The organism is Pseudomonas corrugata (assembly GCF_001269905.1).
Lineage (GTDB): Bacteria > Pseudomonadota > Gammaproteobacteria > Pseudomonadales > Pseudomonadaceae > Aquipseudomonas > Aquipseudomonas corrugata.
Genome location: NZ_LHVK01000030.1, coordinates 13,610 through 39,224, shown reverse-complemented (window position 1 = coordinate 39,224; position 25,615 = coordinate 13,610). Strand labels below are relative to the sequence as shown.

General features: G+C 61.7%; 23 protein-coding genes and 1 other RNA gene. 19 read left to right on the top strand and 5 right to left on the bottom strand.

Features of this window, described 5'->3' with window-relative positions:
- A partial coding sequence (locus AD665_RS25830; RefSeq protein WP_155514800.1) for a transposase occupies positions 1–533 on the top strand: 533 nt, incomplete at its 5' end.
- A 353-nt stretch (positions 534–886) separates the two neighbouring features.
- On the opposite strand, the gene AD665_RS25825 is transcribed toward AD665_RS25830, so the two are convergent.
- The 4 genes from AD665_RS25825 to AD665_RS25810 all read right to left on the bottom strand — a co-directional run bounded on the left by AD665_RS25825 (position 887) and on the right by AD665_RS25810 (position 4,340).
- Complete coding sequence (locus tag AD665_RS25825; protein WP_024781263.1) at positions 887–1,465, bottom strand: BON domain-containing protein; 579 nt, start codon at positions 1,463–1,465, stop codon at positions 887–889.
- On the bottom strand, positions 1,462–2,055 hold the full coding sequence (locus AD665_RS25820) for a phosphoheptose isomerase (protein WP_024781264.1): 594 nt from the start codon (positions 2,053–2,055) through the stop codon (positions 1,462–1,464). The genes AD665_RS25825 and AD665_RS25820 overlap by 4 nt, the downstream gene beginning before the upstream one ends.
- Before the next feature lie 111 nt (positions 2,056–2,166).
- A complete protein-coding gene (locus AD665_RS25815) occupies positions 2,167–2,529 on the bottom strand; it encodes a YraN family protein (protein ID WP_024781265.1) in 363 nt (120 codons plus the stop codon).
- Complete coding sequence (locus AD665_RS25810) at positions 2,529–4,340, bottom strand: penicillin-binding protein activator (protein ID WP_053194336.1); 1,812 nt, start codon at positions 4,338–4,340, stop codon at positions 2,529–2,531. The genes AD665_RS25815 and AD665_RS25810 overlap by 1 nt, the downstream gene beginning before the upstream one ends.
- Before the next feature lie 230 nt (positions 4,341–4,570).
- Here AD665_RS25810 and rsmI point away from each other — a divergent pair, with 230 nt between their 5' ends.
- From rsmI to lpxC, 18 genes are all read left to right on the top strand, one after another.
- Positions 4,571–5,443: a 16S rRNA (cytidine(1402)-2'-O)-methyltransferase gene (gene rsmI, locus AD665_RS25805; protein WP_053194335.1), complete on the top strand. Its 873-nt coding sequence runs from the start codon at positions 4,571–4,573 to the stop codon at positions 5,441–5,443.
- A 63-nt stretch (positions 5,444–5,506) separates the two neighbouring features.
- An RNA gene (gene rnpB, locus AD665_RS25835) (RNase P RNA component class A) lies at positions 5,507–5,860 on the top strand.
- 307 nt (positions 5,861–6,167) lie between these two features.
- Positions 6,168–6,623, top strand: coding sequence for a division/cell wall cluster transcriptional repressor MraZ (mraZ, locus tag AD665_RS25800; protein ID WP_003205355.1), 456 nt, complete (start codon positions 6,168–6,170; stop codon positions 6,621–6,623).
- Entirely contained in the window at positions 6,620–7,567 is a 948-nt protein-coding gene (gene rsmH / locus AD665_RS25795) for a 16S rRNA (cytosine(1402)-N(4))-methyltransferase RsmH (RefSeq protein WP_024781268.1), read from the top strand. The genes mraZ and rsmH overlap by 4 nt, the downstream gene beginning before the upstream one ends.
- Positions 7,564–7,857 (top strand): cell division protein FtsL, encoded by a 294-nt coding sequence (gene ftsL / locus AD665_RS25790; RefSeq protein ID WP_024781269.1) that lies wholly within the window; start codon positions 7,564–7,566, stop codon positions 7,855–7,857. The genes rsmH and ftsL overlap by 4 nt, the downstream gene beginning before the upstream one ends.
- A complete protein-coding gene (locus AD665_RS25785) occupies positions 7,857–9,596 on the top strand; it encodes a peptidoglycan D,D-transpeptidase FtsI family protein (protein WP_167355744.1) in 1,740 nt (579 codons plus the stop codon). Before ftsL ends, AD665_RS25785 begins: the two co-directional genes overlap by 1 nt.
- A complete protein-coding gene (locus AD665_RS25780; RefSeq protein WP_053194334.1) occupies positions 9,596–11,059 on the top strand; it encodes a UDP-N-acetylmuramoyl-L-alanyl-D-glutamate--2,6-diaminopimelate ligase in 1,464 nt (487 codons plus the stop codon). Before AD665_RS25785 ends, AD665_RS25780 begins: the two co-directional genes overlap by 1 nt.
- On the top strand, positions 11,052–12,419 hold the full coding sequence (locus AD665_RS25775) for a UDP-N-acetylmuramoyl-tripeptide--D-alanyl-D-alanine ligase (protein WP_053194333.1): 1,368 nt from the start codon (positions 11,052–11,054) through the stop codon (positions 12,417–12,419). The genes AD665_RS25780 and AD665_RS25775 overlap by 8 nt, the downstream gene beginning before the upstream one ends.
- Positions 12,419–13,501: a phospho-N-acetylmuramoyl-pentapeptide-transferase gene (mraY, locus tag AD665_RS25770; protein WP_024781273.1), complete on the top strand. Its 1,083-nt coding sequence runs from the start codon at positions 12,419–12,421 to the stop codon at positions 13,499–13,501. The genes AD665_RS25775 and mraY overlap by 1 nt, the downstream gene beginning before the upstream one ends.
- Before the next feature lie 5 nt (positions 13,502–13,506).
- Complete coding sequence (gene murD / locus AD665_RS25765; RefSeq protein ID WP_024781274.1) at positions 13,507–14,853, top strand: UDP-N-acetylmuramoyl-L-alanine--D-glutamate ligase; 1,347 nt, start codon at positions 13,507–13,509, stop codon at positions 14,851–14,853.
- Positions 14,850–16,067: a putative lipid II flippase FtsW gene (gene ftsW / locus AD665_RS25760; RefSeq protein ID WP_024781275.1), complete on the top strand. Its 1,218-nt coding sequence runs from the start codon at positions 14,850–14,852 to the stop codon at positions 16,065–16,067. The genes murD and ftsW overlap by 4 nt, the downstream gene beginning before the upstream one ends.
- Positions 16,057–17,127, top strand: a complete 1,071-nt coding sequence (murG, locus tag AD665_RS25755; protein ID WP_053194332.1) for an undecaprenyldiphospho-muramoylpentapeptide beta-N-acetylglucosaminyltransferase — start codon at positions 16,057–16,059, stop codon at positions 17,125–17,127. Before ftsW ends, murG begins: the two co-directional genes overlap by 11 nt.
- A complete protein-coding gene (gene murC / locus AD665_RS25750) occupies positions 17,120–18,580 on the top strand; it encodes a UDP-N-acetylmuramate--L-alanine ligase (RefSeq protein ID WP_024781277.1) in 1,461 nt (486 codons plus the stop codon). The genes murG and murC overlap by 8 nt, the downstream gene beginning before the upstream one ends.
- Entirely contained in the window at positions 18,577–19,542 is a 966-nt protein-coding gene (locus AD665_RS25745) for a D-alanine--D-alanine ligase (protein WP_024781278.1), read from the top strand. Before murC ends, AD665_RS25745 begins: the two co-directional genes overlap by 4 nt.
- 3 nt (positions 19,543–19,545) lie before the next feature.
- Positions 19,546–20,412: a cell division protein FtsQ/DivIB gene (locus tag AD665_RS25740; protein WP_024781279.1), complete on the top strand. Its 867-nt coding sequence runs from the start codon at positions 19,546–19,548 to the stop codon at positions 20,410–20,412.
- 15 nt (positions 20,413–20,427) lie between these two features.
- A complete protein-coding gene (gene ftsA / locus AD665_RS25735) occupies positions 20,428–21,687 on the top strand; it encodes a cell division protein FtsA (RefSeq protein WP_003205342.1) in 1,260 nt (419 codons plus the stop codon).
- A gap of 121 nt (positions 21,688–21,808) precedes the next feature.
- Positions 21,809–23,002, top strand: a complete 1,194-nt coding sequence (ftsZ, locus tag AD665_RS25730; RefSeq protein WP_024781280.1) for a cell division protein FtsZ — start codon at positions 21,809–21,811, stop codon at positions 23,000–23,002.
- A 112-nt stretch (positions 23,003–23,114) separates the two neighbouring features.
- The gene (gene lpxC, locus AD665_RS25725) at positions 23,115–24,026 is read left to right on the top strand and encodes a UDP-3-O-acyl-N-acetylglucosamine deacetylase (RefSeq protein WP_024781281.1); all 912 of its coding nucleotides are present in this window, start codon (positions 23,115–23,117) and stop codon (positions 24,024–24,026) included.
- A gap of 85 nt (positions 24,027–24,111) precedes the next feature.
- On the opposite strand, the gene AD665_RS25720 is transcribed toward lpxC, so the two are convergent.
- Entirely contained in the window at positions 24,112–25,608 is a 1,497-nt protein-coding gene (locus AD665_RS25720) for a sensor domain-containing diguanylate cyclase (RefSeq protein WP_053194331.1), read from the bottom strand.
- Between the last annotated feature and the right edge of the window lie 7 nt (positions 25,609–25,615).

The following is a 25,615-nucleotide window of genomic DNA, read 5'->3' as shown; positions in this document are numbered from 1 at the left end:
CTCTGGTTCAGGCGCGTGTCAGCCTCAAGCAAAGCTGGGCGAACGAGCCGTTGCTCGAAGCGGCTTTCAAAAGCCAGATAAACGCTATGCAAAGACTGGAAACCCTGCTCGAGAAAACCATTCAGACGCAGTTGGAACAAGCCGGTTTGGGTCATCAGCTCAAGCGTTGCATGAAAGTCGAAGGCATCGGCTTGTTGAGTGGTGCCCGTTTAATCGCATCGTTTCAGCGTGGGGACTTCAGGAATGCCGATGCTTTCATCGCTTTTCTGGGCTTGGACTTGCGCATCGCGGACTCAGGGAAAAAGAAGGGGCGCCGTTGCTTGTCTAAACGAGGTGATCCAGAGGCGCGTCGCTTGATGCACAACGCCGCGATGTCGGCGAGCCGCACCGCGGCGTGGAAGGGATTTTATGAGGCCCTAAGGGCTCGAGGATTTAGCACAACCCAAGCACTGGTAGCACTGGCCCGCAAGCTTGCGCGAGTGGCATTCGCTCTGTTGAAGAACCAGAGCGAATACCTACCAAAAGGCATTTAGGGGCTAGCCCTGCACCATAGAATCTCCCACAGTTGGATTGAGGTGCAGCCCTAGAGACAAGTCGGCTGCCAGGCCGCCTTGCTTTGCTTTTGCTTTTGCTTTTGATCTTAGGCGCCCCATTAACCACAAGGGCCGGAGTGAGGGAACACCGAGCCTTGGCGAGGTGCCCAGTGGTGGGGCGAGGCGCTTTTGGTTACTTTTGGCGCCTTTTCAAAAGTGACCCGCCGTAAGGGCGGAACCGCCAAGTAGCCATCACCGCACAAACGGATATACACACCAACCAATCAAAAAAAACGGCGCTCCCTATATGAAGAAGCGCCGTTTTCCAGCAGCATCAAGAACCGCAACTACCCTCAGTCAATATACTCAAACAACTTCACGATCTTCTGCACCCCGGACACCCCCTGCACCAGATTGGTCGCCTGAGCAGCCTCCTTCTTGGTCAACAGGCCCAGCAGGTAAACGATGCCATTCTCGGTCACAACCTTGATACGCGAGCCGGGAATGCTGGCATCGGTCAGCATCTGAGTTTTGATCTTGGTGGTCAGCCAGGCATCGTTCTGACGCGCCAGCAGTGAGGACGGTTGCAGGACCTGCAATTCGTTATGCACGGTCTTGACCCGTTGTACGGCACTGGCCTCTTGCTCGGCCTTGGCCTTGAGGTCTTCCCGTGGGGTCTGGCCCGCCAGCAGTACGACACCGTTGAAGCTGGTGACGACGATGTGCGAATTATTGTCCAGGTCCGGGTCGGCCTTGGCGATGTTCACACCGACTTTGGTTTCGATCAGGGAGTCGTCGATCTTGCTGCCGAAGGTGCGGGTGCCGCGGTCGTCTTCGATCGGCTTTTCCCGGCTGGCATTAACCACCGATGTGCAGCCGCTGATACCGAGGCACAGGGTCAGGGCCAGAAGGCCCAGGCGATTAGGGGTCATTCTTCACTCCCGAATATTTGGCTGTCGATCAAGTCGCAGAGACAGTGGATCGCCAGCAGGTGGACTTCCTGGATACGTGCGGTAACTTTGGCCGGTACGCGGATCTCGACATCTTCAGGCAGCAGCAGTGAAGCCATGCCGCCGCCGTCACGCCCGGTCAATGCTACGACAATCATTTCGCGATCATGTGCGGCCTGGATCGCCTGAATAATATTGGCCGAGTTGCCGCTGGTGGAAATCGCCAGCAGCACGTCGCCGGGTTGGCCCAGTGCGCGGATCTGTTTGGAGAAGACTTCGTTGTAGCTGTAGTCGTTGGCAATCGAGGTGATCGTCGAGCTGTCGGTGGTCAGCGCAATGGCTGGCAGGCTCGGGCGTTCGCGTTCGAAGCGGTTGAGCAGTTCGGACGAGAAGTGCTGGGCGTCTCCGGCAGAGCCACCATTGCCACACGAGAGCATCTTGCCCTCGTTGAGCAGGGCGTTGACCATCACTTGGCTGGCTTGCTCGATGTAGGGTGCAAGTACGTCCATCGCCTGTTGCTTGGTGTCGATACTGGCCTGAAAAAGCTGGCGAATTCGCGATTGCATGTCCATCTGTGTGACCTTAAGTAGCGCGACTTATCGGCACAAACGTGTGCGGCGCGCAAAGCAAAGAGCAAAAGTTGAGTGAGGGTGTCCGGCCCGGTTCGTCATGGAAGTAGACGTTCAGCTGTCGAAGGCGTTTTGCAGCCAATTCAACTGATCGGCATTGCTGTCGATGGCGACCACGTCGAAACGGCAGGGGTGATCAGCCCAGCGAGATTCGCTTTGCAGGAAATACTGCGCGGCGAAAATCAGTTTCTGGCGCTTGCGCTCGTCGATGCTATCGAGCGCGCCACCCCATTGGGTATTTTTTCTGTAGCGGACTTCGATGAATACTACTGTATCGCCGTCAAGCATGACCAGATCAAGCTCGCCGCGTTTACACAACCAGTTCTGCGCCACCAGGCGCAGACCTTGCTGCTGGAGATGCGCGAGGGCCTGGCCCTCGGCATCCCGTCCGCTTTGCTGGCGTGATCGTTCGGGCATCAGCGCTGGGTGTCCGGCAGGCGCTGTACCTGGCCGTTGACGAACTCGGCCCAAGGCAATTGACGTTGAACCCGTTGGGACCGGGACACTGCCAGGCTGCCTGACAGGCCTTCGATGCGGCTGTCCGGCAGTGTTTTGAGCTGGCCCAGGCGCGGTGCCAGGCGATAGGCATCGGCCCCCATCGCATACAGCCGGCCCAGACTGCCGGCAGCTTGTGGCCATTGGGCCGTGACCTGTTTGCGCAGCGGGTCGTTGGCATCGAGCAGCCACGGGGTTTCGCAGAAGCGAATGCCGTTCATGTCGTTGTACTGGTTCTGGTCGCCGCTGGCGCTGAACACCTGGGACGTCGCGTAGACCGGCACGTCCCCGGCATACTGGAAGTTCAGGGTCGGTTTGATCTGCTGGGCCTGCTGCGGGGTCGAGGCCAGGAAGATGAATTCGATGTCCTGGCGACGGGAAGGTTGGGCTGCGACCGTGGTGCCTACGGTGTTCTGCAGGTTCCTGGCGCGACCTTCGCTCTGGCGCAACTGGAACATGTCGGCGATCTGCTGGGCCAGTTGCACTGGCTGGTCGACGCGTTCGATGGCGAGGATGGTGCCGCCGGTGGCTTGCCAGTCCTGGCTGAAGGCTTTCAGTACACGATCACCCCATTCACCTTTCGGCACCATGACTGCCGCGCGATGCAAGCCGTCGGCACGGGCGCGGCGGGCGACTTCGCGGGCTTCATCCTCGGGCGCCAGGCCAAACTGGAACAGCTGGGGTGGGCCTTGCTCGCCTTCGCTGTAGTTCAGCGCCAGGGTGGTGATCGGCAGCTGCGTACGTGTACTGATCTGTTTGACCAGTGGCTTTTCCAGGGGGCCGACCACCAGTTGCACGCCGTCGGCCTGGGCCTTGCGATAGAACTCGTCCATGGAGGTCAGGTTCGAGCTGTCGTAGAACTGGATGCTCGGTGGGTTCTGTCCGGCCTGCTGGGCCTGATAGTGCGATGCCATGAAGCCGTCACGCAGGGCTTTGGCGACCGTGGCCAGTTGCCCGTTCTGGGGCAGCAGCAGGGCGATCTTGCTCAGTGGCTGGCTCGCCAGTGCCTTGAGCTTGACCAGGGGCGTCGGCAGTTGGAGGGCGGCCGGATGCTTCGGGTTCTGTTCCCGCCAATGGTCGATGGCCGCTTGTTGCTGTTCCAGGGTGCCGGCGGTTTTCACGGCACGGGCCAGGCTCAGCCAGCCACCGAGGTCGTCGGTGGTGGTCGGTTGCAATTGATCGGTGGGCAGCGAGGCAATCAGGGACCAGATCGCCTCGTGGTTTTTGGCGGCGGCTTCGTTCTCGAGCAGGGGGGCAATGAAGATGCGTTCCTTTGCGGCCGCCAGGGTCTGGCCATCGGCTTCAAGGGCGCGGGCGTGGACGGTCCCGGTGCGGACCTGCTGATCCACCGGCATTTCGCTCAGATGCTGCAGGCTGGGGTGGCTCAGGGCGGTCAGCGCTGCCTTGGGCTGATTGCGCGTCATTGCCAGTTCCGCCGCCAAGGTGCTGGCGAAAATCTGCTGGCCGGGCTTGAGCTGTGCCAGTGGCACTTGTTGCAGGATCTGTGCGGACTGCCCGGCATTGCCCTGGCGGTAGGCCAGGTCTGCCGCGCTCAGGCGAAGCAGGGCGGCCTTTTCCGGGGTCTTGCTTTGGGCGGCCTGTTCGAGCAGTTGCTCGATACTGGCATCCGGGGTCCGGGGGAGTTCGCCAAGGCTGGAAGAGGGCGAGCTGGCGCAGGCCGCGAGAAGGGCGGCGAGGCAGAGGGCGGAGAACAGCCGCAGGCAAGCGATCATGTAAATGTCCTGATACGAGATCAAATTAGCGTCGAATTGTACCCAAGCGCTGGCCGGGGCGCGATGTCAGTGGCGTGAATCGATCAATTTAGATGGTTCAAATGTTGTGGTGCAGCACAAAGCGTCGTTCACTCAGGAAGTGACACTGAGCCTGTGGCGAGGGGATGATGTGAACGGCTGGGACCGGCACACGCTACAATGGCGGTTTTACCGATTGTGAGGTGTGCGTTTTGACTGCTCCAGGTGCTTTGAATTCCGCTACGGGCTCGCTTTATGTGGTGGCGACGCCCATCGGCAACCTGGACGATATCAGCGCCCGGGCGCTGAAGATCTTGCGGGAGGTCGCCCTGATCGCGGCTGAAGACACTCGCCATTCCCAGCGACTGCTGCAGCATTTCGGTATCTCCACGCCGCTGGCTGCTTGCCACGAACATAATGAGCGGGACGAGGGCAGTCGTTTCATCACGCGCTTGCTGGCGGGTGATGACGTCGCGCTGATCTCCGATGCGGGCACGCCATTGATTTCCGACCCCGGCTACCATTTGGTGCGGCAGGCCCGCGCCGCGGGCATCAGCGTGGTGCCGGTGCCGGGCGCCTGTGCCTTGATCGCCGCATTGTCCGCGGCCGGGTTGCCATCGGATCGCTTCATCTTCGAAGGCTTTCTGCCGGCCAAGGCCGTGGGGCGTCGGGCGCGTCTGGAGTCTATAAAGGAAGAGCCGCGAACCCTGATCTTCTACGAGGCGCCGCACCGCATCCTTGAGTGCCTGCAAGACATGGAGCTGGTGTTCGGTCCCGAGCGTCCGGCGCTCCTGGCGCGTGAGCTGACCAAGACCTTCGAAACCCTCAAGGGACTGCCGCTGGCGCAGTTGCGGGCTTTCGTCGAGAGCGACAGCAACCAGCAGCGTGGCGAATGTGTCGTGTTGGTGGCGGGGTGGACCGCGCCAGACAGTGAGGAGGCTGTCAGCAGTGAAGCGATGCGCATCCTGGATCTGCTGCTTGATGAAATGCCGCTCAAGCGTGCGGCCGCCCTGGCTGCGCAAATCACCGGCGAGCGCAAGAACGTGTTGTATCAGGTCGCGCTGGATCGGCAGAAGACCCGGTAAAACCGGACAGCCGGGCTTTTAGCGCTTGTTCTTCAGGCGCTCTGCCGTTAACCTTCGCGGCGGAGAGTCGATCGGACAGTCGCTGCCCTCTATGAGAATTAGGGGGGGGAGGAAAGTCCGGGCTCCATAGGGCGAAGTGCCAGGTAATGCCTGGGAGGCGTGAGCCTACGGAAAGTGCCACAGAAAATAACCGCCTAAGCGTTTCGGCGCCGGTAAGGGTGAAAAGGTGCGGTAAGAGCGCACCGCACGGCTGGCAACAGTTCGTGGCTAGGTAAACCCCACTTGGAGCAAGACCAAATAGGGTCCCAAGGCGTGGCCCGCGCTGGGACCGGGTAGGTTGCTAAAGATGTCCAGTGATGGCCATCGTAGACGAATGACTGTTCAAGACAGAACCCGGCTTACAGATCGACTCTCCACCTTTTCCCTTCCTGCCGAAATCACTGGCAGGCGCAATTCCTAAGACCAAAAAAATCTTACTCTTAACAAATCACTTTAACTTGTGAGCGCAGCTTCCTGTGGCTGCTCGGGTTGAGGTGAAAAATCCTACGTCAGATTCTTGTTGTCCCTCCTCAAACGCTCCTAAATCTCCGATCTATAAGGCTTTTCCTTCAATCCGCGCCTTGACGGTGCAGTGGGCGCATTCCTATAGTGTGCGCGAGTGGAGGAAAGTGGCATAAAGTGGGTTTTTTGGACGTAAAACGCTCGATTTTGGAGAAACGCTGACGTGTTTCGCGGAGCCAACGCTATCAGTCTCGATGCAAAGGGCCGTCTCGCCATGCCGAGCCGGTACCGTGACGAGCTCGTTTCGCGTAGCTCCGGTCAGTTGATCGTCACGATCGATGCCGTTGACCCTTGCCTATGTGTGTACCCGCTGGATGAGTGGGAGATCATCGAAACCAAACTGCGCGCACTGCCTTCGCTGCGTGAAGAAAACCGCCGCCTGCAACGTTTGCTGATCGGTAATGCCGTCGACCTGGAGCTCGATGGCAGTGGTCGTTTCCTGGTTCCGCCGCGCCTTCGCGAATACGCCAAGCTGGACAAGCGCGCGATGCTGGTGGGCCAACTGAACAAGTTCCAACTGTGGGACGAAGATGCCTGGAACGCGGTTTCCGCCGCCGACCTTGCTGCTATTCAACAACCGGGTGCCATGCCCGATGAACTGCGTGATTTGATCCTGTGACTATAAATAGCGGCTTTAACCACATCACCGTACTGCTTGACGAGGCCGTTGAAGCCCTCGCCGTACGTCCTGATGGCTGCTATCTGGACGGTACGTTCGGGCGCGGTGGACACAGCCGGTTGATTCTCAGCCAGCTCAGTCCGGATGGCCGGCTGCTGGGATTCGACAAGGATCCTCAAGCGATTGCCACAGGGCAAGCGCTGGCGGCCGAAGACGGCCGCTTTGTCATTGTGCAGCGCAGCTTTGCGGAGCTGGGGGCGGAGGTCGCCGAGCGTGGCCTGGCCGGCAAGGTCAGCGGGATCCTGCTCGACCTGGGCGTCTCTTCGCCACAGCTGGACGATCCCGAGCGCGGCTTCAGCTTCCTCAATGATGGCCCGCTGGACATGCGCATGGATCCGTCTCGCGGAATCAGCGCCGCCGAATTCGTCAACACTGCCCCGGTGGAAGAGATCGCCCGTGTCTTCAAGGAGTACGGCGAAGAGCGTTTCTCCGGGCGCATGGCGCGCGCCGTTGTGGAGCGCCGCGACATCAGGCCATTCGAGCGCACCGGCGACCTGGCCGAGGTGTTGAAAGTCGCCAACCCGGCATGGGAGAAGGGCAAGAACCCGGCGACCCGTGCTTTCCAGGGTTTGCGCATCCACGTCAATAATGAACTGGGCGACCTCGAGGCTGGCCTTGATGCCGCCCTGGACGCGCTGGAGATCGGCGGTCGCCTGGTGGTGATCAGCTTCCATTCCCTGGAAGACCGTATCGTCAAGCTGTTCATGCGCAAGCTCACCAAGGGCGAAGCCGATAATCTGCCGCGCAACCTGCCGGTGCGCTTCGAGGCCTTCGTGCCGAAAATCAAGATTCACGGCAAGGCGCAGTTCGCCTCTGAGGCGGAGCTAAAGGCCAACCCCCGCGCCCGTAGCGCCGTCATGCGTGTTGCGGAGAAGTTGCGGTGAGCAGGCTCTTTGCCAAGCCCCTGCCGGGCGGCAGCTTTTTCATGCTGCTGCTGTTTATCGGCGTGCTCGTGTCGGCCATCGGCGTGTCCTATAGCGCGCACTGGAACCGGCAACTGCTCAACACGCTTTATAACGAACTGAGCGTGCGCGACAAGGCACAGGCCGAATGGGGTCGGTTGATCCTGGAACAGAGCACCTGGACTGCCCACAGCCGCATCGAAGTATTGGCCACCGAACAGTTGAAGATGCGTATTCCGAATGCTGCTGAAGTACAGATGGTGGCGCCATGATGAAGCTCGACGGCGCGCTGTTTCCGTGGCGGTTCCGCCTGGTCCTGGGTTTGCTCGGGATCATGGTGGCGGCAATTTCCTGGCGTATCATCGACCTGCAGGTCGTCGACCGCGACTTCCTCAAGGAGCAGGGCGATGCTCGTAGTATGCGGCATATTCCGATCCCGGCGCACCGTGGCCTGATCACCGACCGCAATGGCGAACCGTTGGCGGTGAGCACCCCGGTGACCACCCTGTGGGCCAACGCCAAGGAAATGCAACAGGCCAAGGAAAAGTGGCCAGCACTGGCCGCCGCCCTCGGGCAGGACCCGAAGGCCCTGGCCGAACGTCTTGAAGCCCAGGCCAATAAAGAATTCATCTATCTGGTGCGCGGGTTGACGCCCGAGCAGGGCCAGAGCGTGCTCGACCTGAAGATTCCGGGTGTCTATGGTATCGAAGAGTTCCGGCGGTTTTACCCGGCCGGTGAAGTCACGGCCCACATGGTCGGTTTTACCGACATCGATGACCGGGGGCGCGAAGGCATAGAGCTGGCCTATGACGAATGGCTGGCCGGAGTCCCGGGCAAGCGTCAGGTCATCAAGGATCGGCGCGGCAGGCTGATCAAGGATGTCCAGGTCACCAAAAACGCCAAGGCCGGCAAGCCCTTGGCGTTGTCCATTGACCTGCGCCTGCAATACCTGGCCAACCGCGAACTGCGCAATGCCATTGTCGAGAATGGTGCCAAGGCCGGCAGCCTGGTGATCATGGATGTGAAGACTGGTGAAATCCTGGCGATGGTCAACCAGCCGACCTACAACCCGAACAACCGTCGCAACCTGCAGCCGGCGATGATGCGTAACCGCGCGATGATCGACGTGTTCGAACCCGGCTCGACCATGAAGGCGGTTTCCATGGCCGCCGCGCTGGAAACCGGACGCTGGAAACCGAGCGACACCGTCGAGGTGTATCCGGGGACCTTGCAGATCGGCAAGTACACCATTCGCGACGTGTCCAGGAGCGAGGGTCCGGTGCTCGACCTGACCGGCATTCTGATCAATTCCAGTAACGTGGGCATGAGCAAGATCGCCTTCGACATCGGCGGCGAGACGATCTATCGTCTGGCGCAGAAGATCGGTCTCGGCCAGGATACGGGCCTGGGCTTCCCTGGCGAGCGTGTCGGCAACCTGCCGAACTACCGCGAGTGGCGCAAGGCCGAGACGGCAACCCTGTCCTACGGCTACGGTGTCTCCGTGACGGCTATCCAGCTGGTCCATGCGTTTTCCGCGTTGGCCAACAACGGCCGCATCGCGCCGCTGACCCTGATCAAAATCGACAAGCCGCCACAGACCACCCAGGTGATCCCCGAGAACGTCGCCAAGACCATGCAGGGCATGTTGCAGCAAGTGATCGAGGCGCCGCGCGGGGTCTTCCGCGCCCAGGTGCCGGCCTATCACGTCGCAGGCAAATCGGGTACGGCCCGCAAGACCTCCGTGGGCACCAAGGGCTATGCCGAAAACTCCTACCGTTCGCTGTTCGCCGGCTTCGGCCCGATGAGTGACCCGCGCTACGCCATCGTGGTGGTCATCGACGAGCCAAGCAAGGCGGGCTACTTCGGTGGCCTGGTCTCGGCGCCAGTATTCAGCAAGGTCATGTCGGGCACCCTGCGCCTGATGAACGTCACCCCGGATAACCTGCCGCCTACGCAGCAGGCGAGCACCGCACCGGTCGTCCCTTTGAAAGCTGATGGAGGGCGTGGCTGATGTCCCTGAGCCTGAACAAGATTTTTGCCCATGCCGGTCACGATCTGCTGATTCGCGAACTGGCCCTGGACAGCCGCAACGTCCGTGCCGGGGACCTGTTCCTGGCCGTGCCGGGCGCTCGGTACGATGGCCGCGCCCACATCGCCGATGCCTTGAAACGCGGCGCGGCTGCCGTGGCGTATGAAGTGGAAGGCGCGACCGTACTTCCGATCACCGATGTGCCGCTGATTCCGGTCAAGGGCCTCGCGGCGCAGCTATCCGACATCGCCGGGCGCTTTTATGGCGAGCCGAGCCGTCACCTGAACCTGATTGGCGTGACCGGCACCAACGGCAAGACCAGCGTCACCCAACTGGTCGCCCAGGCGCTGGACCTGCTGGGGCAGCATTGCGGCGTTGTCGGGACACTGGGCAACGGTTTCCATGGCGCGCTGGTGAGCGGCCTGCACACCACGCCAAATCCGATTGCCGTACAGGCGACCCTGGCCGACCTGAAAAAGGCCGGCGCCAAGGCTGTCGCGATGGAAGTCTCCTCCCATGGCCTGGATCAGGGTCGCGTTACCGCCCTGGCGTTCGACATTGCCGTATTGACCAATCTGTCCAGGGATCACCTGGACTATCACGGCAGCATGCAGGCCTATGGCGAAGCCAAGGCCAAGCTGTTTGCCTGGAACAACCTGAAATGTCGGGTCATCAACCTCGACGATGAGTTCGGCCGGCAATTGGCGGCCAATCAGGGCGAGTCCCGGTTGATCACCTACAGCCTCGAAGATGCCAGCGCCTATCTTCATGTGCGCCAGGCGCAATTCGACGACGAGGGCGTGCGGGCCACGCTGGTCACGCCACAGGGCGAGCATCATCTGCGCAGCACTTTGCTGGGGCGTTTCAATCTGAGCAACGTGTTGGCCGCCATCGGCGCCTTGCTGGGGATGGACTATGCGCTGGATGAGATCCTCAGGGTCCTGCCGAAGCTCGAAGGCCCGGCCGGTCGCATGCAGCGTTTGGGTGGCGGTACTCAACCGCTGGTGGTGGTCGATTACGCCCACACCCCCGATGCCCTGGAAAAAGTGCTGATGGCCTTGCGGCCTCACGCCATGGGCAAACTGCTCTGCCTGTTCGGCTGCGGCGGCGACCGTGATCGCGGCAAGCGTCCGTTGATGGCCGAGGTGGTGGAGCGGCTGGCCGATGGCGTGCTCGTCACTGATGACAATCCACGTAGCGAAGATCCATTGCAGATTTTCGACGACATCCGCGCCGGGTTTTCGGCGGTGGACAAAGTGACCTTCGTCGCCGGTCGCGGCCAGGCGATTGCCCAGTTGATCGCCAGCGCTTCGGCGGACGATGTGGTGGTTCTGGCCGGTAAGGGTCACGAGGACTACCAGGAAATCAACGGCGTGCGCCATGGGTTTTCCGACCTGGTCGAGGCCGATCACGCCTTGACCGCTTGGGAGGTGGCCCATGCTTAAGGCCTTGAAGCTCAGCGAACTGACCGACGCCCTGAATGCGCGCCTCATCGCGGCCGATGCCCGTTTCGACGGTGTCAGCATCGACAGCCGGGCCATTGCTCCGGGACAACTGTTCGTCGCCTTGGCCGGACCGCGTTTTGACGGCCACGATTACCTGGATGAGGTGGCGGCCAAAGGTGCGGTCGCGGCATTGGTCGAGCGCGAAGTCCCCAGCAGCGCGTTGCCACAGCTGCTGGTCGGCGATACCCGTCAGGCCCTGGGCCAGCTCGGCGCACTGAACCGTGCGGCATTCGGCAACCCGATCGCGGCCGTCACCGGCTCCAGCGGCAAGACCACGGTCAAGGAGATGCTCGCCAGTATCCTGCGTACCCGTGGCTCGGTGCTGGCAACCCGGGGCAATCTGAACAATGACCTCGGCGTGCCGTTGACCCTGCTCGAACTGGCGCCGGAGCACAGCGCCGCCGTCATCGAGCTGGGTGCCTCGCGGCTCGGCGAGATCGCCTACACCGTGGGCATGACCAAGCCTCGCGTCGCCGTGCTCAATAATGCCGGAACCGCCCATGTTGGCGAGTTCGGCGGCCCGGAAAAAATCGTCGAGGCCAAGGGCGAGATCATCGAAGGGCTGGATGCCGATGGCGTCGCCGTGTTGAATCTCGACGACAAGGCTTTCGGAATCTGGAAGGTGCGGGCGGGTGAGCGCAAGGTGCTGACGTTTGCCCTGAGCAACCTCGCCGCAAACTTCTACGCCAGCGACCTGGACCGCGATGCCCGTGGTTGCCCAGCGTTCAACCTGCACAGTCCCGTCGGTTCGGCGCGGGTCCAACTGAACCTGCTCGGCACCCATAACGTCGCCAATGCCCTGGCCGCCGCTGCCGCCGCCCATGCGTTGGGCGTGTCCCTTCCGGGTATTGTCGCCGGCTTGAACGCGGTTCAACCGGTCAAGGGCCGCACCGTCGCACAGTTGGCCGGCAACGGCATGCGGGTGATCGACGACACCTATAACGCCAACCCGACGTCAATGTGCGCGGCGGTGGATATCCTTGCCGGTTTTTCCGGCCGCACCGTGCTGGTGCTGGGGGATATCGGCGAATTGGGAGACTGGGCGCAACAGGGGCACCACGATGTCGGTGCCTATGCCCGTGGCAAGGTCGATGCGTTGTATGCCGTCGGCCCGATGATGGCCCATGCAGTCGCCGCGTTTGGCGAGCACGCACAGCATTTCACCACTCAGGCCGACCTGATCCAGGCCCTGGGTGCCGAGCAAGACCCGAACACCACCTTATTGATCAAGGGCTCTCGTAGTGCAGCGATGGAAAACGTCGTCGCGGCGCTGTGCGGCACCCGTACGGAGAAACATTGATGCTGCTGCTTCTGGCGGAGTACTTGCAACAGTTCTACAAAGGCTTCGCGGTCTTTCAATACCTGACCCTGCGCGGGATCCTGGGTGTGTTGACCGCGCTGTCGTTGTCGCTGTTCCTGGGCCCGTGGATGATCCGCACCCTGCAGAACCTGCAAATCGGCCAGTCGGTGCGTAACGACGGGCCGCAATCGCATCTGTCCAAATCCGGCACCCCCACCATGGGTGGCGCGTTGATCCTGTCGTCCATCGGCGTCAGCACCTTGCTCTGGGCCGACCTGGCGAACCGCTATGTCTGGACCGTGCTGCTGGTGACCCTGCTGTTCGGTGCCATCGGCTGGGTTGACGATTACCGCAAGGTCATCGAGAAGAATTCCCGGGGGCTGCCGAGCCGCTGGAAGTATTTCTGGCAGTCGGTGTTCGGCCTGGGCGCGGCGATCTTCCTTTATGTGACTGCCGCCTCGCCGGTGGAAACCACCCTGATCCTGCCGATGCTCAAGGACTACAGCATCCCGCTGGGTGCTGGCTTCGTGGTGCTGACCTATCTGGTGATCGTCGGTTCAAGCAACGCGGTCAACCTAACGGACGGCCTCGACGGCCTGGCGATCATGCCAACGGTCATGGTCGGCGGCGCACTGGGAATCTTCTGCTATCTGTCGGGCAACGTGAAGTTCGCCGAATACCTGCTGATTCCCTACGTGCCCGGAGCGGGTGAACTGATCGTGTTCTGCGGTGCATTGATCGGCGCCGGCCTGGGTTTCCTCTGGTTCAACACCTACCCGGCCCAGGTCTTCATGGGTGACGTCGGCGCGCTGGCGCTGGGCGCGGCCCTGGGCACCATCGCCGTCATCGTTCGCCAGGAAATCGTCCTGTTCATCATGGGCGGTGTGTTCGTGATGGAGACCTTGTCAGTGGTCATTCAGGTTGCGTCCTTTAAATTGACCGGCCGCCGGGTGTTCCGCATGGCGCCGATCCACCACCACTTTGAACTCAAGGGCTGGCCTGAGCCGCGCGTGATCGTCCGTTTCTGGATCATCACCGTGATTCTGGTGCTGATCGGCCTTGCCACCCTGAAGCTGAGGTAGAACGAGTGTCCCTGATCGCTTCTGACCACTTCCGCATCGTTGTCGGCCTCGGCAAGAGCGGCATGTCCCTGGTTCGCTTCCTGGCGAGCCGGGGCGTGTCGTTTGCCGTGGCCGATACGCGGGAGAATCCGCCCGAGCTGGCCACGCTGCGTCGTGACTATCCGCAGGTGGACGTGCGATGTGGCGAGCTGGACGTCGAGTTCCTGTGCCGCGCCGACGAGCTCTACGTAAGCCCCGGCCTGGCCCTGGCGACGCCTGCCCTGCAGGCCGCTGCTGCCCGTGGCGTGAAACTGTCCGGTGATATCGAGCTGTTCGCGCGTAATGCCAAGGCGCCGATCATTGCCATCAGCGGGTCCAATGCGAAAAGTACCGTGACCACCCTGGTGGGCGAAATGGCCGCGGCCGCCGGCAAGCGGGTTGCCGTCGGCGGTAACCTCGGAACGCCGGCGCTGGACCTGCTCAGCGATGACATCGAGCTGTACGTGATGGAGCTGTCGAGCTTCCAGCTTGAGACCACCGATCATCTCGGCGCCGAAGTGGCGACTGTGCTGAACATCAGCGAAGACCACATGGACCGCTATAGCGGCCTGCCGGCTTATCACCTGGCCAAGCACCGGATTTTCCGGGGTGCCCGGCAAGTGGTGTTCAACCGCCAGGATGCGCTGACCCGTCCGCTGCTGGGCGAGGGCATGCCGTGCTGGTCTTTCGGCTTGGGCGTACCGGACTTCAAGGGCTTCGGGTTGCGTGAAGAGAACGGCGAGAAATACCTGGCCTTCGAATTCCAGAACCTGATGCCGGTGCGCGAGCTGAAGATCCGTGGCGCCCACAACCAGGCCAACGCGTTGGCGGCTCTGGCCCTCGGGCATGCGGTCGGCCTGCCGTTCGACGCCATGCTGTCGGCGCTGCGTAGCTTCGCCGGTCTGGAACATCGCTGCCAGTGGGTTCGCGACCTGGATGGCGTGGCCTGGTACAACGACTCCAAGGCCACCAATGTGGGGGCCGCGTTGGCCGCCATCGAGGGCCTGGGCGCAGACATCGAAGGCAAGCTTGTGCTGATCGCTGGTGGCGACGGCAAGGGCGCCGACTTCAAGGACCTGCGCGATCCGGTTGTCGCCAACTGCCGCGCCGTGGTGCTGATGGGGCGTGACCGCGAGTTGATCGCCGAGGCCATCGGCGACGGTGTATCGCTGGTTCGCGTCGGTTCGCTGGACGAAGCCGTGCAGCAATGCCGTGCCCTCGCTCAACCGGGCGATGCTGTCCTGCTGTCGCCTGCCTGTGCCAGTTTCGACATGTTCAAGAACTACGAAGAGCGCGGGCAACTATTCGCCCGTGCTGCGGAGGGCTTGGCATGAGCCTGAGAAACGTCATCAAACCGTATCCGTCGCCGCTGATCACCGGGCGTGGCATCGACCTGGATTTCCCGATGCTCGCCGGTTGCCTGGCGTTGCTGGGCCTGGGTCTGGTGATGATCACTTCCGCGTCTTCGGAAGTGGCTGCGGTGCAGTCCGGCAACACCCTGTACCACATGATCCGGCACCTGATTTATCTGGTGATCGGCCTGGGTGCCTGCGTCGTCACCATGATGGTGCCGATCGCCACCTGGCAGCGCCTGGGCTGGATGATGCTGCTCGGTGCCTTCGGCCTGCTGGTAATGGTGCTGGTGCCGGGTATCGGCCGCGAGGTCAACGGCTCGATGCGCTGGATCGGTTTCAGCTTCTTCAACGTGCAGCCTTCGGAAATCGCCAAGGTGTTTGTGGTGCTTTTCCTCGCCGGTTATCTGGTGCGTCGCCAGAAAGAAGTGCGCGAAAGCTGGATGGGTTTCTTCAAGCCGTTCATCGTGTTGCTGCCCATGGCGGGCCTGCTGCTGATGGAGCCAGACTTCGGCGCCACGGTGGTGATGATGGGGGCTGCGGCAGCAATGCTGTTCCTGGGCGGGGTCGGGCTGTTCCGCTTCATCCTGATGGTGGTGTTGGCGGTGGCTGCCGTGACGGTGCTGGTGCAGGCGCAACCCTATCGGATGGCGCGCCTGATCACCTTTACCGACCCGTGGGCCGACCAGTTCGGTTCCGGTTATCAGTTGACCCAGGCGCTGATCGCCTTCGGGCGCGGCGAATGGCTGGGCGTTGGCCTGGGCAACAGCGTGCAGAAACAGTTCTACCTGCCGGAAGCCCACACCGACTTCGTGTTCTCGGTGCTGGCCGAAGAACTGGGTGTGGTGGGATCGTTGTGCACCGTGGCCCTGTTCGTATTCGTCTGTGTGCGCGGCATGTACATCGGCTTGTGGGCCGAAAAGGCCAAGCAGTTCTTCGCCGCTTATGTGGCCTATGGACTGTCGTTCCTGTGGATTGGTCAGTTCCTGATCAATATCGGTGTGAACGTCGGCCTGCTGCCGACCAAGGGCCTGACGCTGCCGTTCCTCAGTTATGGCGGCAGTTCCCTGGTGATCTGTTGTGCCTGTCTCGGCCTGTTGTTGCGAATCGAGTGGGAGAGCCGGACCCACCTGGGCAGCGAAGAGATGGAGTTCCAGGAGAGCGACTTCGCCGAGGAGCCGACTCATGGGCGCTAACGTGCTGATCATGGCGGGCGGCACCGGCGGGCACGTGTTCCCGGCACTGGCCTGCGCCCGGGAATTCCAGGCGCGCGGCTACACCGTGCACTGGCTGGGTACGCCACGAGGTATCGAGAACGAACTGGTTCCAGGCGCGGGCCTGGAGTTGCATCGGATCAACGCCAGCGGCCTGCGGGGCAAAGGCAAACTGTCCTTGCTCAAGGCACCCTTGATGCTGCTCAAGTCGGTCTGGCAGGCGCGGGCGATCATTCGTCGGTTGCGGCCGGTCTGCGTGGTCGGGTTCGGCGGTTATGTGACCGGTCCCGGCGGTCTTGCAGCGAAACTGGCCGGCGTACCGGTGATCGTTCACGAGCAGAACGCCGTCGCCGGTACCGCCAATCGGTTACTGGTGCCGTTGGCCGCCCGGGTCTGTGAAGCCTTTCCCGACACCTTTACCCTGTCGGGCAGCCGCCGCACCACCGGTAATCCGGTGCGTACCGAGCTGTTTCTCGATACCCCGCGCCCGACCCTGGTCGGACGCAAAGCGCGTTTGCTGGTCCTGGGTGGGAGCCTGGGGGCAGAACCGTTGAACAAATTGCTGCCCGAAGCCTTGTCGCAGGTCGCTTCCGAACTGCGGCCGGAAGTCTTTCATCAGGCCGGCAAGCACCACGATGAAGTGACCGCCAAGCGCTACTACGCCGCAGGCGTCGAGGCGCAAGTGCAGCCGTTCATCAAAGACATGGCCCAAGCCTATGGCTGGGCCGACCTGGTGATCTGTCGCGCAGGCGCGTTGACCATCAGTGAACTGGCTGCCGCCGGTCTGCCCTCGATGCTGGTGCCCTTGCCCCACGCCATCGATGATCACCAGACCCGCAATGCCGATTATTTGGCCCGCGAAGGCGCTGCCTTCCTGCTGCCGCAAAGAACGACCGGCGCCGCGGATCTTGCCGCCCGCCTGACAGAGGTCTTGATGCAACCGCAACGACTTGAAGACATGGCCCGCGCCGCGCGCCGCCTGGCCAAACCCGATGCAACGGCCCAAGTGGTCGATACCTGCCTGGAGGTGGCTCATGGTTGAGAATCGCAAAGCCATGCCGCAGCCGGAGATGCGCCGTATCCGCCGTATCCACTTCGTCGGTATCGGCGGCGTAGGGATGTGCGGGATCGCCGAGGTGCTGCTGAACCTGGGCTATCAGGTCTCCGGTTCCGACCTGAAGTCTTCGCCGGTCACCGAGCGCCTGGAATCCTTTGGCGCCCAGATCTTCATCGGCCACCGTGCCGAGAACGCCGCCAATGCCGACGTGCTGGTGGTTTCCAGTGCCGTGAACACGTCCAACCCGGAAGTCGCCACCGCCCTGGAGCGCCGTATTCCGGTAGTGCCACGTGCCGAGATGCTGGCCGAGCTGATGCGCTATCGCCACGGTATCGCCGTAGCCGGCACCCATGGCAAGACCACCACCACCAGCCTGATCGCCTCGGTGTTCGCCGCTGGCGGCCTGGATCCGACCTTCGTGATCGGCGGTCGTCTGAATGCCGCGGGTACCAACGCCCAGCTGGGCACCAGCCGCTACCTGATCGCCGAAGCCGACGAGAGTGATGCGAGCTTTCTGCATCTGCAACCGCTGGTGGCCGTGGTCACCAATATTGACGCCGACCATATGGCGACCTACGACGGAGACTTCAACAAGTTGAAGAAGACCTTCGTCGAGTTCCTCCACAACCTGCCGTTCTACGGTTTGGCGGTGGTGTGTATGGATGACCCGGTGGTGCGTGAAATCCTGCCGCTGATCAAGCGCCCGACCGTGACCTACGGTTTCGGCGAAGAAGCCGATGTGCGCGCCATCAATGTGCGCCAGCAGGGCATGCAGACGTTCTTTACCGTACTGCGGCCTGACCGCGAGCCGCTGGATGTGTCGGTGAACATGCCGGGCAACCACAACGTGCTCAACGCCCTGGCCACCATCTGCATTGCCACCGATGAAGGCGTCAGCGACGAAGCTATCGTCCAGGGGCTCTCCGGATTCCAGGGCGTGGGTCGACGCTTCCAGGTCTATGGCGAGCTGCCGGTGGATGGAGGCAACGTGATGCTGGTGGATGATTACGGCCATCACCCGACCGAAGTCGCGGCGGTGATCAAGGCCGTGCGGGGTGGTTGGCCGGAGCGCCGCCTGGTGATGGTCTACCAGCCACACCGCTACAGCCGCACCCGCGACCTGTACGACGACTTCGTACAGGTGCTGGCCGACGCCAACGTGCTGCTGTTGATGGAAGTCTATCCGGCCGGCGAAGAGCCGATCCCGGGCGCCGACAGCCGTCAGTTGTGCCACAGCATCCGTCAGCGCGGTCAACTGGACCCGATCTACATTGACCGCGGCGTGGACCTCGCGCCGGTGGTCAAGCCGCTGCTGCGCGCCGGTGACATTCTGTTGTGCCAAGGTGCCGGTGACATCGGTGGCCTGGCTCCGAAACTGTTGAAAAGTCCGTTGTTCGCCGGTGCCACCGTGGCTTCCAGCGAGGGGAAACTGAAATGACTGCTGCCTACGCCAACCTGGTTTCGACCCTTGACCCGAAAGCCTTCGGCCGCGTCGCCGTGCTGTTCGGTGGCAAGAGTGCCGAGCGCGAGGTGTCCCTCAAGTCTGGCAGGGCCGTGCTCGACGCCCTGCAAAGCGCCGGCGTCGATGCATTCGGCATCGACGTGGGCGATGACTTCCTGCAACGCCTGCTGAGCGAAAAGATCGACCGTGCGTTCATCATTCTCCATGGTCGCGGCGGTGAAGACGGCAGCATGCAAGGCCTGCTGGAGTGCCTGGGCATTCCCTACACCGGCAGCGGCATCCTGGCTTCAGCGCTGGCGATGGACAAACTGCGCACCAAGCAGGTCTGGCACAGCCTCGGCATTCCGACGCCGCGTCATGCCGTGCTGGCGTCCGAGGCCGACTGTATTTCGGCGGCCACGGAACTGGGCTTCCCTTTGATCGTCAAACCGGCCCATGAAGGTTCAAGTATCGGCATGGCGAAAGTGAATTCGCTGCCTGAGTTGACCGCGGCATGGAAAGACGCCAGTTCCTACGATTCGCAAGTGTTGGTCGAGCAATGGATCACCGGTCCCGAGTTCACCATCGCCACCCTGCGTGACCAGGTGTTGCCGCCGATTGCGCTGGGCACGCCCCACACGTTCTACGACTACGACGCCAAGTACGTGGCCAATGACACCCAGTACCGCATTCCCTGCGGGCTGGACAGCACCAAGGAAAAACAACTGATGGACCTCACGGCCAAGGCCTGTGAGGCGCTGGGTATTGCCGGTTGGGGACGGGCGGACGTGATGCAGGACGCCGAGGGGCAGTTCTGGTTCCTTGAAGTCAACACCGCGCCCGGCATGACCGACCACAGCCTGGTACCGATGGCGGCCCGTGCCGCCGGTCTGGATTTCCAGCAACTGGTGCTGTCGATCCTGGCCGCCAGTGTCGGCAATCAAGAGCCAAGAGGTTAAGCCATGCAAGGCGCATCGCTTCGTCATCAGCCATCCGCACCCGGTCGCAAGCCGGTGCCGCGGGGTGCCAGCCGAATGGTGGCCAAAGAGCCGATGTCGGCGCGCTTGCCGAAAGCCAACTTTGGTTTTCTCAAGAGCCTGTTCTGGCCGGTGCTGCTGGTGGCGTTGGGGTTTGGTACGTATGAGGGCGCCCAGCGTTTACTGCCTTATGCCGACCGGCCGATCGCCCGGATCAACGTCCAGGGCGACCTCAGCTACATCAGCCAGCAGGCGGTGCAGCAGCGGATCGCCCCGTTCGTGGCGTCGAGCTTCTTCACCATCGACCTGGCTGGCATGCGCACGGAACTGGAGCAAATGCCCTGGATTGCCCATGCCGAAGTCCGGCGCGTGTGGCCCGACCAGGTCTCGATCCGCCTGGAAGAACAACTGCCGGTGGCCCGTTGGGGCGATGAGTCGCTGTTGAACAACCAGGGCCAGGCGTTCACGCCGCGGGAACTGGCCAACTACGAACATTTGCCACAGTTGTTCGGCCCGCAGCGGGCCCAGCAGCAGGTGATGCAGCAATACCAGGTGTTGAGCCAGATGCTGCGGCCGTTGGGCTTCTCCATCGCACGCCTGGAATTGCGCGAACGCGGCAGCTGGTTCCTGACCACTGGCGCGGGCAGCTCGGGGCCGGGGATCGAGTTGTTGCTCGGTCGCGGCAACCTGGTGGAAAAGATGCGCCGTTTCATCGCCATCTACGACAAGACGCTCAAAGAACAGATTACGAACATCGCGCGCATCGATCTGCGCTACGCCAATGGCCTTGCTGTTGGCTGGCGGGAACCGGTAGCGCCCACGACGGCCCAACCCGCCGTCGCGAAGAATTAAGAAGAGGCAGGACCCATGGCAAACGTGCAAAGCGGAAAAATGATCGTCGGGCTGGATATCGGCACTTCCAAAGTGGTTGCGCTGGTAGGCGAGGTCGCGGACGACGGCACGCTGGTCATCGTCGGGATCGGAACCCATCCGTCCCGTGGCCTGAAGAAAGGTGTGGTGGTGAACATCGAGTCCACCGTGCAATCGATCCAGCGCGCCATCGAAGAAGCGCAACTGATGGCCGGTTGCCGGATCCACTCGGCGTTCGTCGGCGTTGCGGGTAATCACATCCGCAGCCTGAACTCCCACGGTATCGTCGCGATCCGTGATCGTGAAGTCAGCTCTGCCGACCTCGAGCGCGTGCTCGATGCGGCCCAGGCTGTGGCGATTCCGGCCGACCAGCGGGTGCTGCACACCCTGCCGCAGGATTACGTGATCGACAACCAGGAAGGCGTGCGTGAGCCCCTGGGCATGTCCGGCGTGCGTCTGGAAGCCAAGGTCCACGTGGTCACCTGCGCCGTGAATGCTGCGCAGAACATCGAGAAATGCGTGCGCCGTTGCGGCCTGGAAATCGACGACATCATCCTTGAGCAACTGGCTTCGGCCTACTCGGTGCTGACCGACGACGAGAAAGAACTGGGCGTGTGCCTGGTGGACATCGGCGGCGGCACCACCGACATCGCCATCTTCACCGAAGGCGCCATTCGCCACACCGCGGTGATCCCGATTGCCGGTGACCAGGTGACCAACGACATCGCCATGGCGTTGCGTACCCCGACCCAGTACGCGGAGGAAATCAAGATCCGCTACGCCTGCGCCCTGGCGAAACTGGCCGGTGCCGGTGAAACCATCAAGGTACCGAGCGTCGGCGACCGTCCCCCGCGCGAGCTGTCCCGCCAGGCGTTGGCCGAGGTGGTCGAGCCGCGCTATGACGAACTGTTCACACTGATCCAGGCCGAGCTGCGTCGCAGCGGCTACGAAGACCTGATCCCGGCCGGCATCGTATTGACCGGCGGCACGTCGAAGATGGAAGGCGCGGTCGAACTGGCCGAGGAAATCTTCCACATGCCGGTACGCCTGGGCGTGCCGCATGGCGTCAAGGGGCTGGATGACGTGGTGCGCAACCCGATCTATTCCACAGGCGTGGGCCTGTTGATGTACGGCCTGCAGAAGCAGTCTGACGGGATCTCCTTTTCGGGGATCGGCAGCCGCGACAGCTACAGCAGCGACGAGCCGAAGGCTCCGCTGTTCGAGCGGCTCCAGGCCTGGGTAAAGGGCAATTTTTAAAAAGCTTCAAGCAGCAAGCTTCAAGCGACAAGTTTGCGACCTCGGTCTTGCAGCTTGCAGCTAACAACTTGCAGCTGAATGCAGTAGGCGAAAAAAACTAGAGAATGTAAGGAGAGGGAAAATGTTCGAACTCGTAGACAACATCCCCGCCAGTCCGGTTATCAAAGTAATCGGTGTCGGCGGTGGCGGCGGCAACGCTGTCAACCACATGGTCAAGAGCAACATTGAAGGCGTCGAGTTCATCTGCGCCAACACCGATGCTCAAGCGCTGAAGAACATTGGCGCGCGGACCATCCTGCAGTTGGGTACCGGTGTGACCAAGGGCCTGGGTGCCGGCGCGAATCCCGAGGTTGGCCGTCAGGCTGCCCTTGAAGACCGCGAGCGCATCGCTGAAGTCCTGGCCGGCACCAACATGGTGTTCATCACCACAGGCATGGGCGGTGGTACCGGTACCGGTGCTGCGCCGATCATTGCCGAAGTGGCCAAGGAAATGGGTATCCTCACCGTTGCGGTGGTGACCCGTCCGTTCCCGTTCGAAGGCCGCAAGCGCATGCAGATTGCCGATGAAGGCATCCGCGCGCTGAGCGACAGCGTCGACTCGTTGATCACCATTCCCAACGAGAAACTGCTGACCATCCTCGGTAAGGACGCCAGCCTGCTGTCGGCTTTCGCCAAGGCCGATGACGTACTGGCCGGTGCCGTTCGCGGTATCTCCGACATCATCAAGCGTCCGGGCATGATCAACGTCGACTTCGCCGACGTACGCACCGTGATGTCCGAAATGGGCATGGCGATGATGGGCACTGGCTGCGCCAGCGGTCCGAACCGTGCTCGCGAAGCCACCGAAGCGGCCATCCGCAACCCGTTGCTCGAAGATGTGAACCTGCAGGGCGCCCGCGGCATCCTGGTGAACATCACCGCAGGTCCCGACCTGTCCCTGGGCGAGTACTCCGACGTGGGTAGCATCATCGAAGCGTTCGCTTCCGACCACGCAATGGTCAAGGTCGGCACCGTGATCGATCCGGACATGCGTGACGAGCTGCACGTGACCGTGGTTGCTACCGGCCTGGGTGCGAAAATCGAGAAGCCGATGAAGGTGATCGACAACACCGTCCAGACCACAATGGCCTCGCAGCCACAGCAGCAAGCTCCCGTTCGTCAGGAACAGCCTGCGGTGAACTACCGCGACCTGGACCGTCCGACCGTCATGCGCAACCAGGCCCAGGCCGGCGCTGCGGCTGCCGCGAAGATGAATCCGCAAGACGATCTGGACTACCTGGATATCCCGGCCTTCCTGCGTCGTCAGGCCGATTGATGAAATGTATCAGGGGTATTCGGGTGATTGGTGTTCAGCAAAGGTCTGGTCTGCTATCATCGCCAGCCTTTGTTGATACCAGTTCGCAATTTGCGCTGAAGCGGCCCATGCCATGATTAAACAACGCACCCTGAAGAATATTATCCGTGCCACAGGTGTCGGCCTGCACTCAGGCGAGAAGGTCTACCTGACCCTCAAACCCGCGCCTGTCGACACCGGCATTGTGTTTTGTCGTGCCGACCTCGACCCTGTGGTGCAGATTCCTGCTCGCGCGGAAAATGTTGGTGAAACCACCATGTCGACCACTCTGGTCAACGGTGACACCAAAGTGGACACGGTGGAGCATTTGCTCTCGGCCATGGCTGGCCTGGGCATCGATAACGCCTACGTCGAGCTCTCCGCGTCCGAAGTCCCGATCATGGATGGCAGCGCCGGACCCTTCGTATTCCTGATTCAATCGGCTGGCCTGGAAGAGCAGGAGGCGGCCAAGAAATTCATCCGCATCCTGCGGGAAGTGACAGTGGAAGACGGCGACAAGCGCGCCACTTTCGTTCCTTTCGATGGTTTCAAGGTTAGCTTCGAGATCGATTTCGATCACCCGGTTTTCCGTGACCGCACCCAAAGTGCAAGCGTGGATTTTTCCAGCACTTCGTTTGTAAAAGAAGTCAGCCGCGCCCGTACCTTTGGTTTCATGAGTGACATCGAGTACCTGCGCAAGCACAACCTCGCACTCGGCGGCAGTGTTGAAAACGCGATCGTGGTCGATTCTGATGGCGTGTTGAACGAAGATGGTCTTCGCTATGAAGACGAATTCGTCAAACACAAGATCCTCGATGCAATCGGCGACCTCTACCTGCTGGGCAATAGCCTGATTGGTGAGTTCAAGGGCTTCAAGTCCGGCCACGCACTGAACAACCAACTGCTGCGCAAGTTGATTGAGCAGAAAGATGCTTGGGAAGTGGTGACGTTCGAAGACGCCAGTACCGCACCGATCTCTTACATGCGCCCGGTTGCGGCCGTGTAAGCAAAAAACCTCTCTAGTTTTTTAAGGGCTGCCTTCGGGTGGCCCTTTTTTATGGCTGTCAGGGAAGCATTTGTGGCGAGGGGTATCACATCGCGCAGACCACGCAATTGCGCCCGCTGGCCTTGGCCTTGTATAGCGCCTTGTCGGCGGCGAATAGGAGCTGTTCGAGGTCGCCATACGGGCCTTGGGACCACGTCGCGATGCCGATGCTGACAGTCATGGGGGGCTCGCCCGGCTGGACGGGGGGTAATTGTTCCACCGCCTCGCGAATGCTCTGGGCCATGGCAAACGCCCCGGCAGTGTTGGTTTCCGGTAACACCACCGAAAACTCTTCACCGCCATAGCGCGCGGCCAGGTCGGCCGGACGACGGACACGTTCACCGATCAGTCGTGCCAAGGTCCGCAGGACCTCGTCACCCTGTTGATGGCCATGGCGATCGTTGAATGCCTTGAAGTGGTCGGCATCGACCATCAGTACCGACAGTGGTTGGCCCGAGCGCAAGGTACGTAGCCACTCTCTTTGCAGCGTCTCGTCCAGGGCCCTGCGGTTAGCCAGGCCCGTCAGTGGATCGGTGGCCGCCCGTTGGGCCAGTTCCCGTTCAGCACGATGGCGGCGTCTCAGTTCCCTGCGCAGCAGCCAGGTGAGCCAGAGCAGACCGATGCACAGCGCGCCGGTAGCGCCGCTGACCATCAGCGTCGTGCGTAGCCATGAAGCGAAAACTTCCTCGGAGGAGAGCGCCACCACGACGATCAACGGCAAGTTGCCAACCTGGGAAAAGGTGTAGAGGCGCTGTTTCTGGTCGGAACCGGAAATACCGGTGAAGCTGCCATTTCCGTCATGCAGGATGCGCACGAAGTTCGGCCGGTTGCTGAAATCCCGGCCGATGATGTCCTCGGCCAGGGGCGGTTCCTGTGCCAGCAGGATTCCGTCGCGACTGATCAGGTTGACGGTGCCCCCATGCCCGATGTTCAAACTCTTGAACAACTGGCTGAAGTAACTCAAGCGCATCGCAGCTTCGGCCACGCCCAGGAAGTCGCCGCGGTCATCGCTCAGCCGACGACTGAAACTGATACGCCAGTCGTGCTCGTTACTCCTGGCTCGGAAGGGACGGCTGATCATCATGTCCGGGCTTGGGTTCTGGACGTGGGAGCGGAAATACTCGCGCTCAGCATAGTTACCGGCGCGTGGTTGGACCGAGGCCGAGTCAGCGATCACGTCAACTTGTTTGTCCAGCAACAAGATGTCGCCTTTGTAGGGCGCGGCGGTGGCGCGGTCGAACATCGCCAGGTGACGGATTTGCGGTGAAACGGTTTTCAGGTCTTCGCGCTTGGCCGCGGCAATCAGGCCTTGCACCGAGACGTCGTAGAGTTCGACGTTGCGCAGCACATCGGCATCAATCAACTGCACGATATTGGTGGCCGCACGTGTTGCGGCTTCGCGGGCACTGGTGTGTTCGCGAATCAGCAGGAAGGTCACGATGCACAGGATGGCAATGACAACCAGTGAGCTGGCCAGTACGAGTACCCGCTCCGAACGTATCGGAAGCGGGGTGCTGCCGGGTGTCGCACTGCTGGTGCTCATGATTCCG

Bases quoted from the DNA above. Each gene is read 5' to 3' on its own strand.
- mraY (WP_024781273.1), top strand. From the start codon at position 12,419: ATGCTGCTGCTTCTGGCGGAGTACTTGCAACAGTTCTACAAAGGCTTC.
- AD665_RS25785 (WP_167355744.1), top strand. From the start codon at position 7,857: ATGAAGCTCGACGGCGCGCTGTTTCCGTGGCGGTTCCGCCTGGTCCTG.
- AD665_RS25815 (WP_024781265.1), bottom strand. From the start codon at position 2,529: ATGCCCGAACGATCACGCCAGCAAAGCGGACGGGATGCCGAGGGCCAG.
- ftsA (WP_003205342.1), top strand. From the start codon at position 20,428: ATGGCAAACGTGCAAAGCGGAAAAATGATCGTCGGGCTGGATATCGGC.
- ftsZ (WP_024781280.1), top strand. From the start codon at position 21,809: ATGTTCGAACTCGTAGACAACATCCCCGCCAGTCCGGTTATCAAAGTA.
- lpxC (WP_024781281.1), top strand. From the start codon at position 23,115: ATGATTAAACAACGCACCCTGAAGAATATTATCCGTGCCACAGGTGTC.
- AD665_RS25825 (WP_024781263.1), bottom strand. From the start codon at position 1,465: ATGACCCCTAATCGCCTGGGCCTTCTGGCCCTGACCCTGTGCCTCGGT.
- AD665_RS25740 (WP_024781279.1), top strand. From the start codon at position 19,546: ATGCAAGGCGCATCGCTTCGTCATCAGCCATCCGCACCCGGTCGCAAG.
- AD665_RS25720 (WP_053194331.1), bottom strand. From the start codon at position 25,608: ATGAGCACCAGCAGTGCGACACCCGGCAGCACCCCGCTTCCGATACGT.
- AD665_RS25775 (WP_053194333.1), top strand. From the start codon at position 11,052: ATGCTTAAGGCCTTGAAGCTCAGCGAACTGACCGACGCCCTGAATGCG.
- AD665_RS25820 (WP_024781264.1), bottom strand. From the start codon at position 2,055: ATGGACATGCAATCGCGAATTCGCCAGCTTTTTCAGGCCAGTATCGAC.
- AD665_RS25780 (WP_053194334.1), top strand. From the start codon at position 9,596: ATGTCCCTGAGCCTGAACAAGATTTTTGCCCATGCCGGTCACGATCTG.
- AD665_RS25810 (WP_053194336.1), bottom strand. From the start codon at position 4,340: ATGATCGCTTGCCTGCGGCTGTTCTCCGCCCTCTGCCTCGCCGCCCTT.
- ftsW (WP_024781275.1), top strand. From the start codon at position 14,850: ATGAGCCTGAGAAACGTCATCAAACCGTATCCGTCGCCGCTGATCACC.
- murG (WP_053194332.1), top strand. From the start codon at position 16,057: ATGGGCGCTAACGTGCTGATCATGGCGGGCGGCACCGGCGGGCACGTG.
- murC (WP_024781277.1), top strand. From the start codon at position 17,120: ATGGTTGAGAATCGCAAAGCCATGCCGCAGCCGGAGATGCGCCGTATC.
- AD665_RS25745 (WP_024781278.1), top strand. From the start codon at position 18,577: ATGACTGCTGCCTACGCCAACCTGGTTTCGACCCTTGACCCGAAAGCC.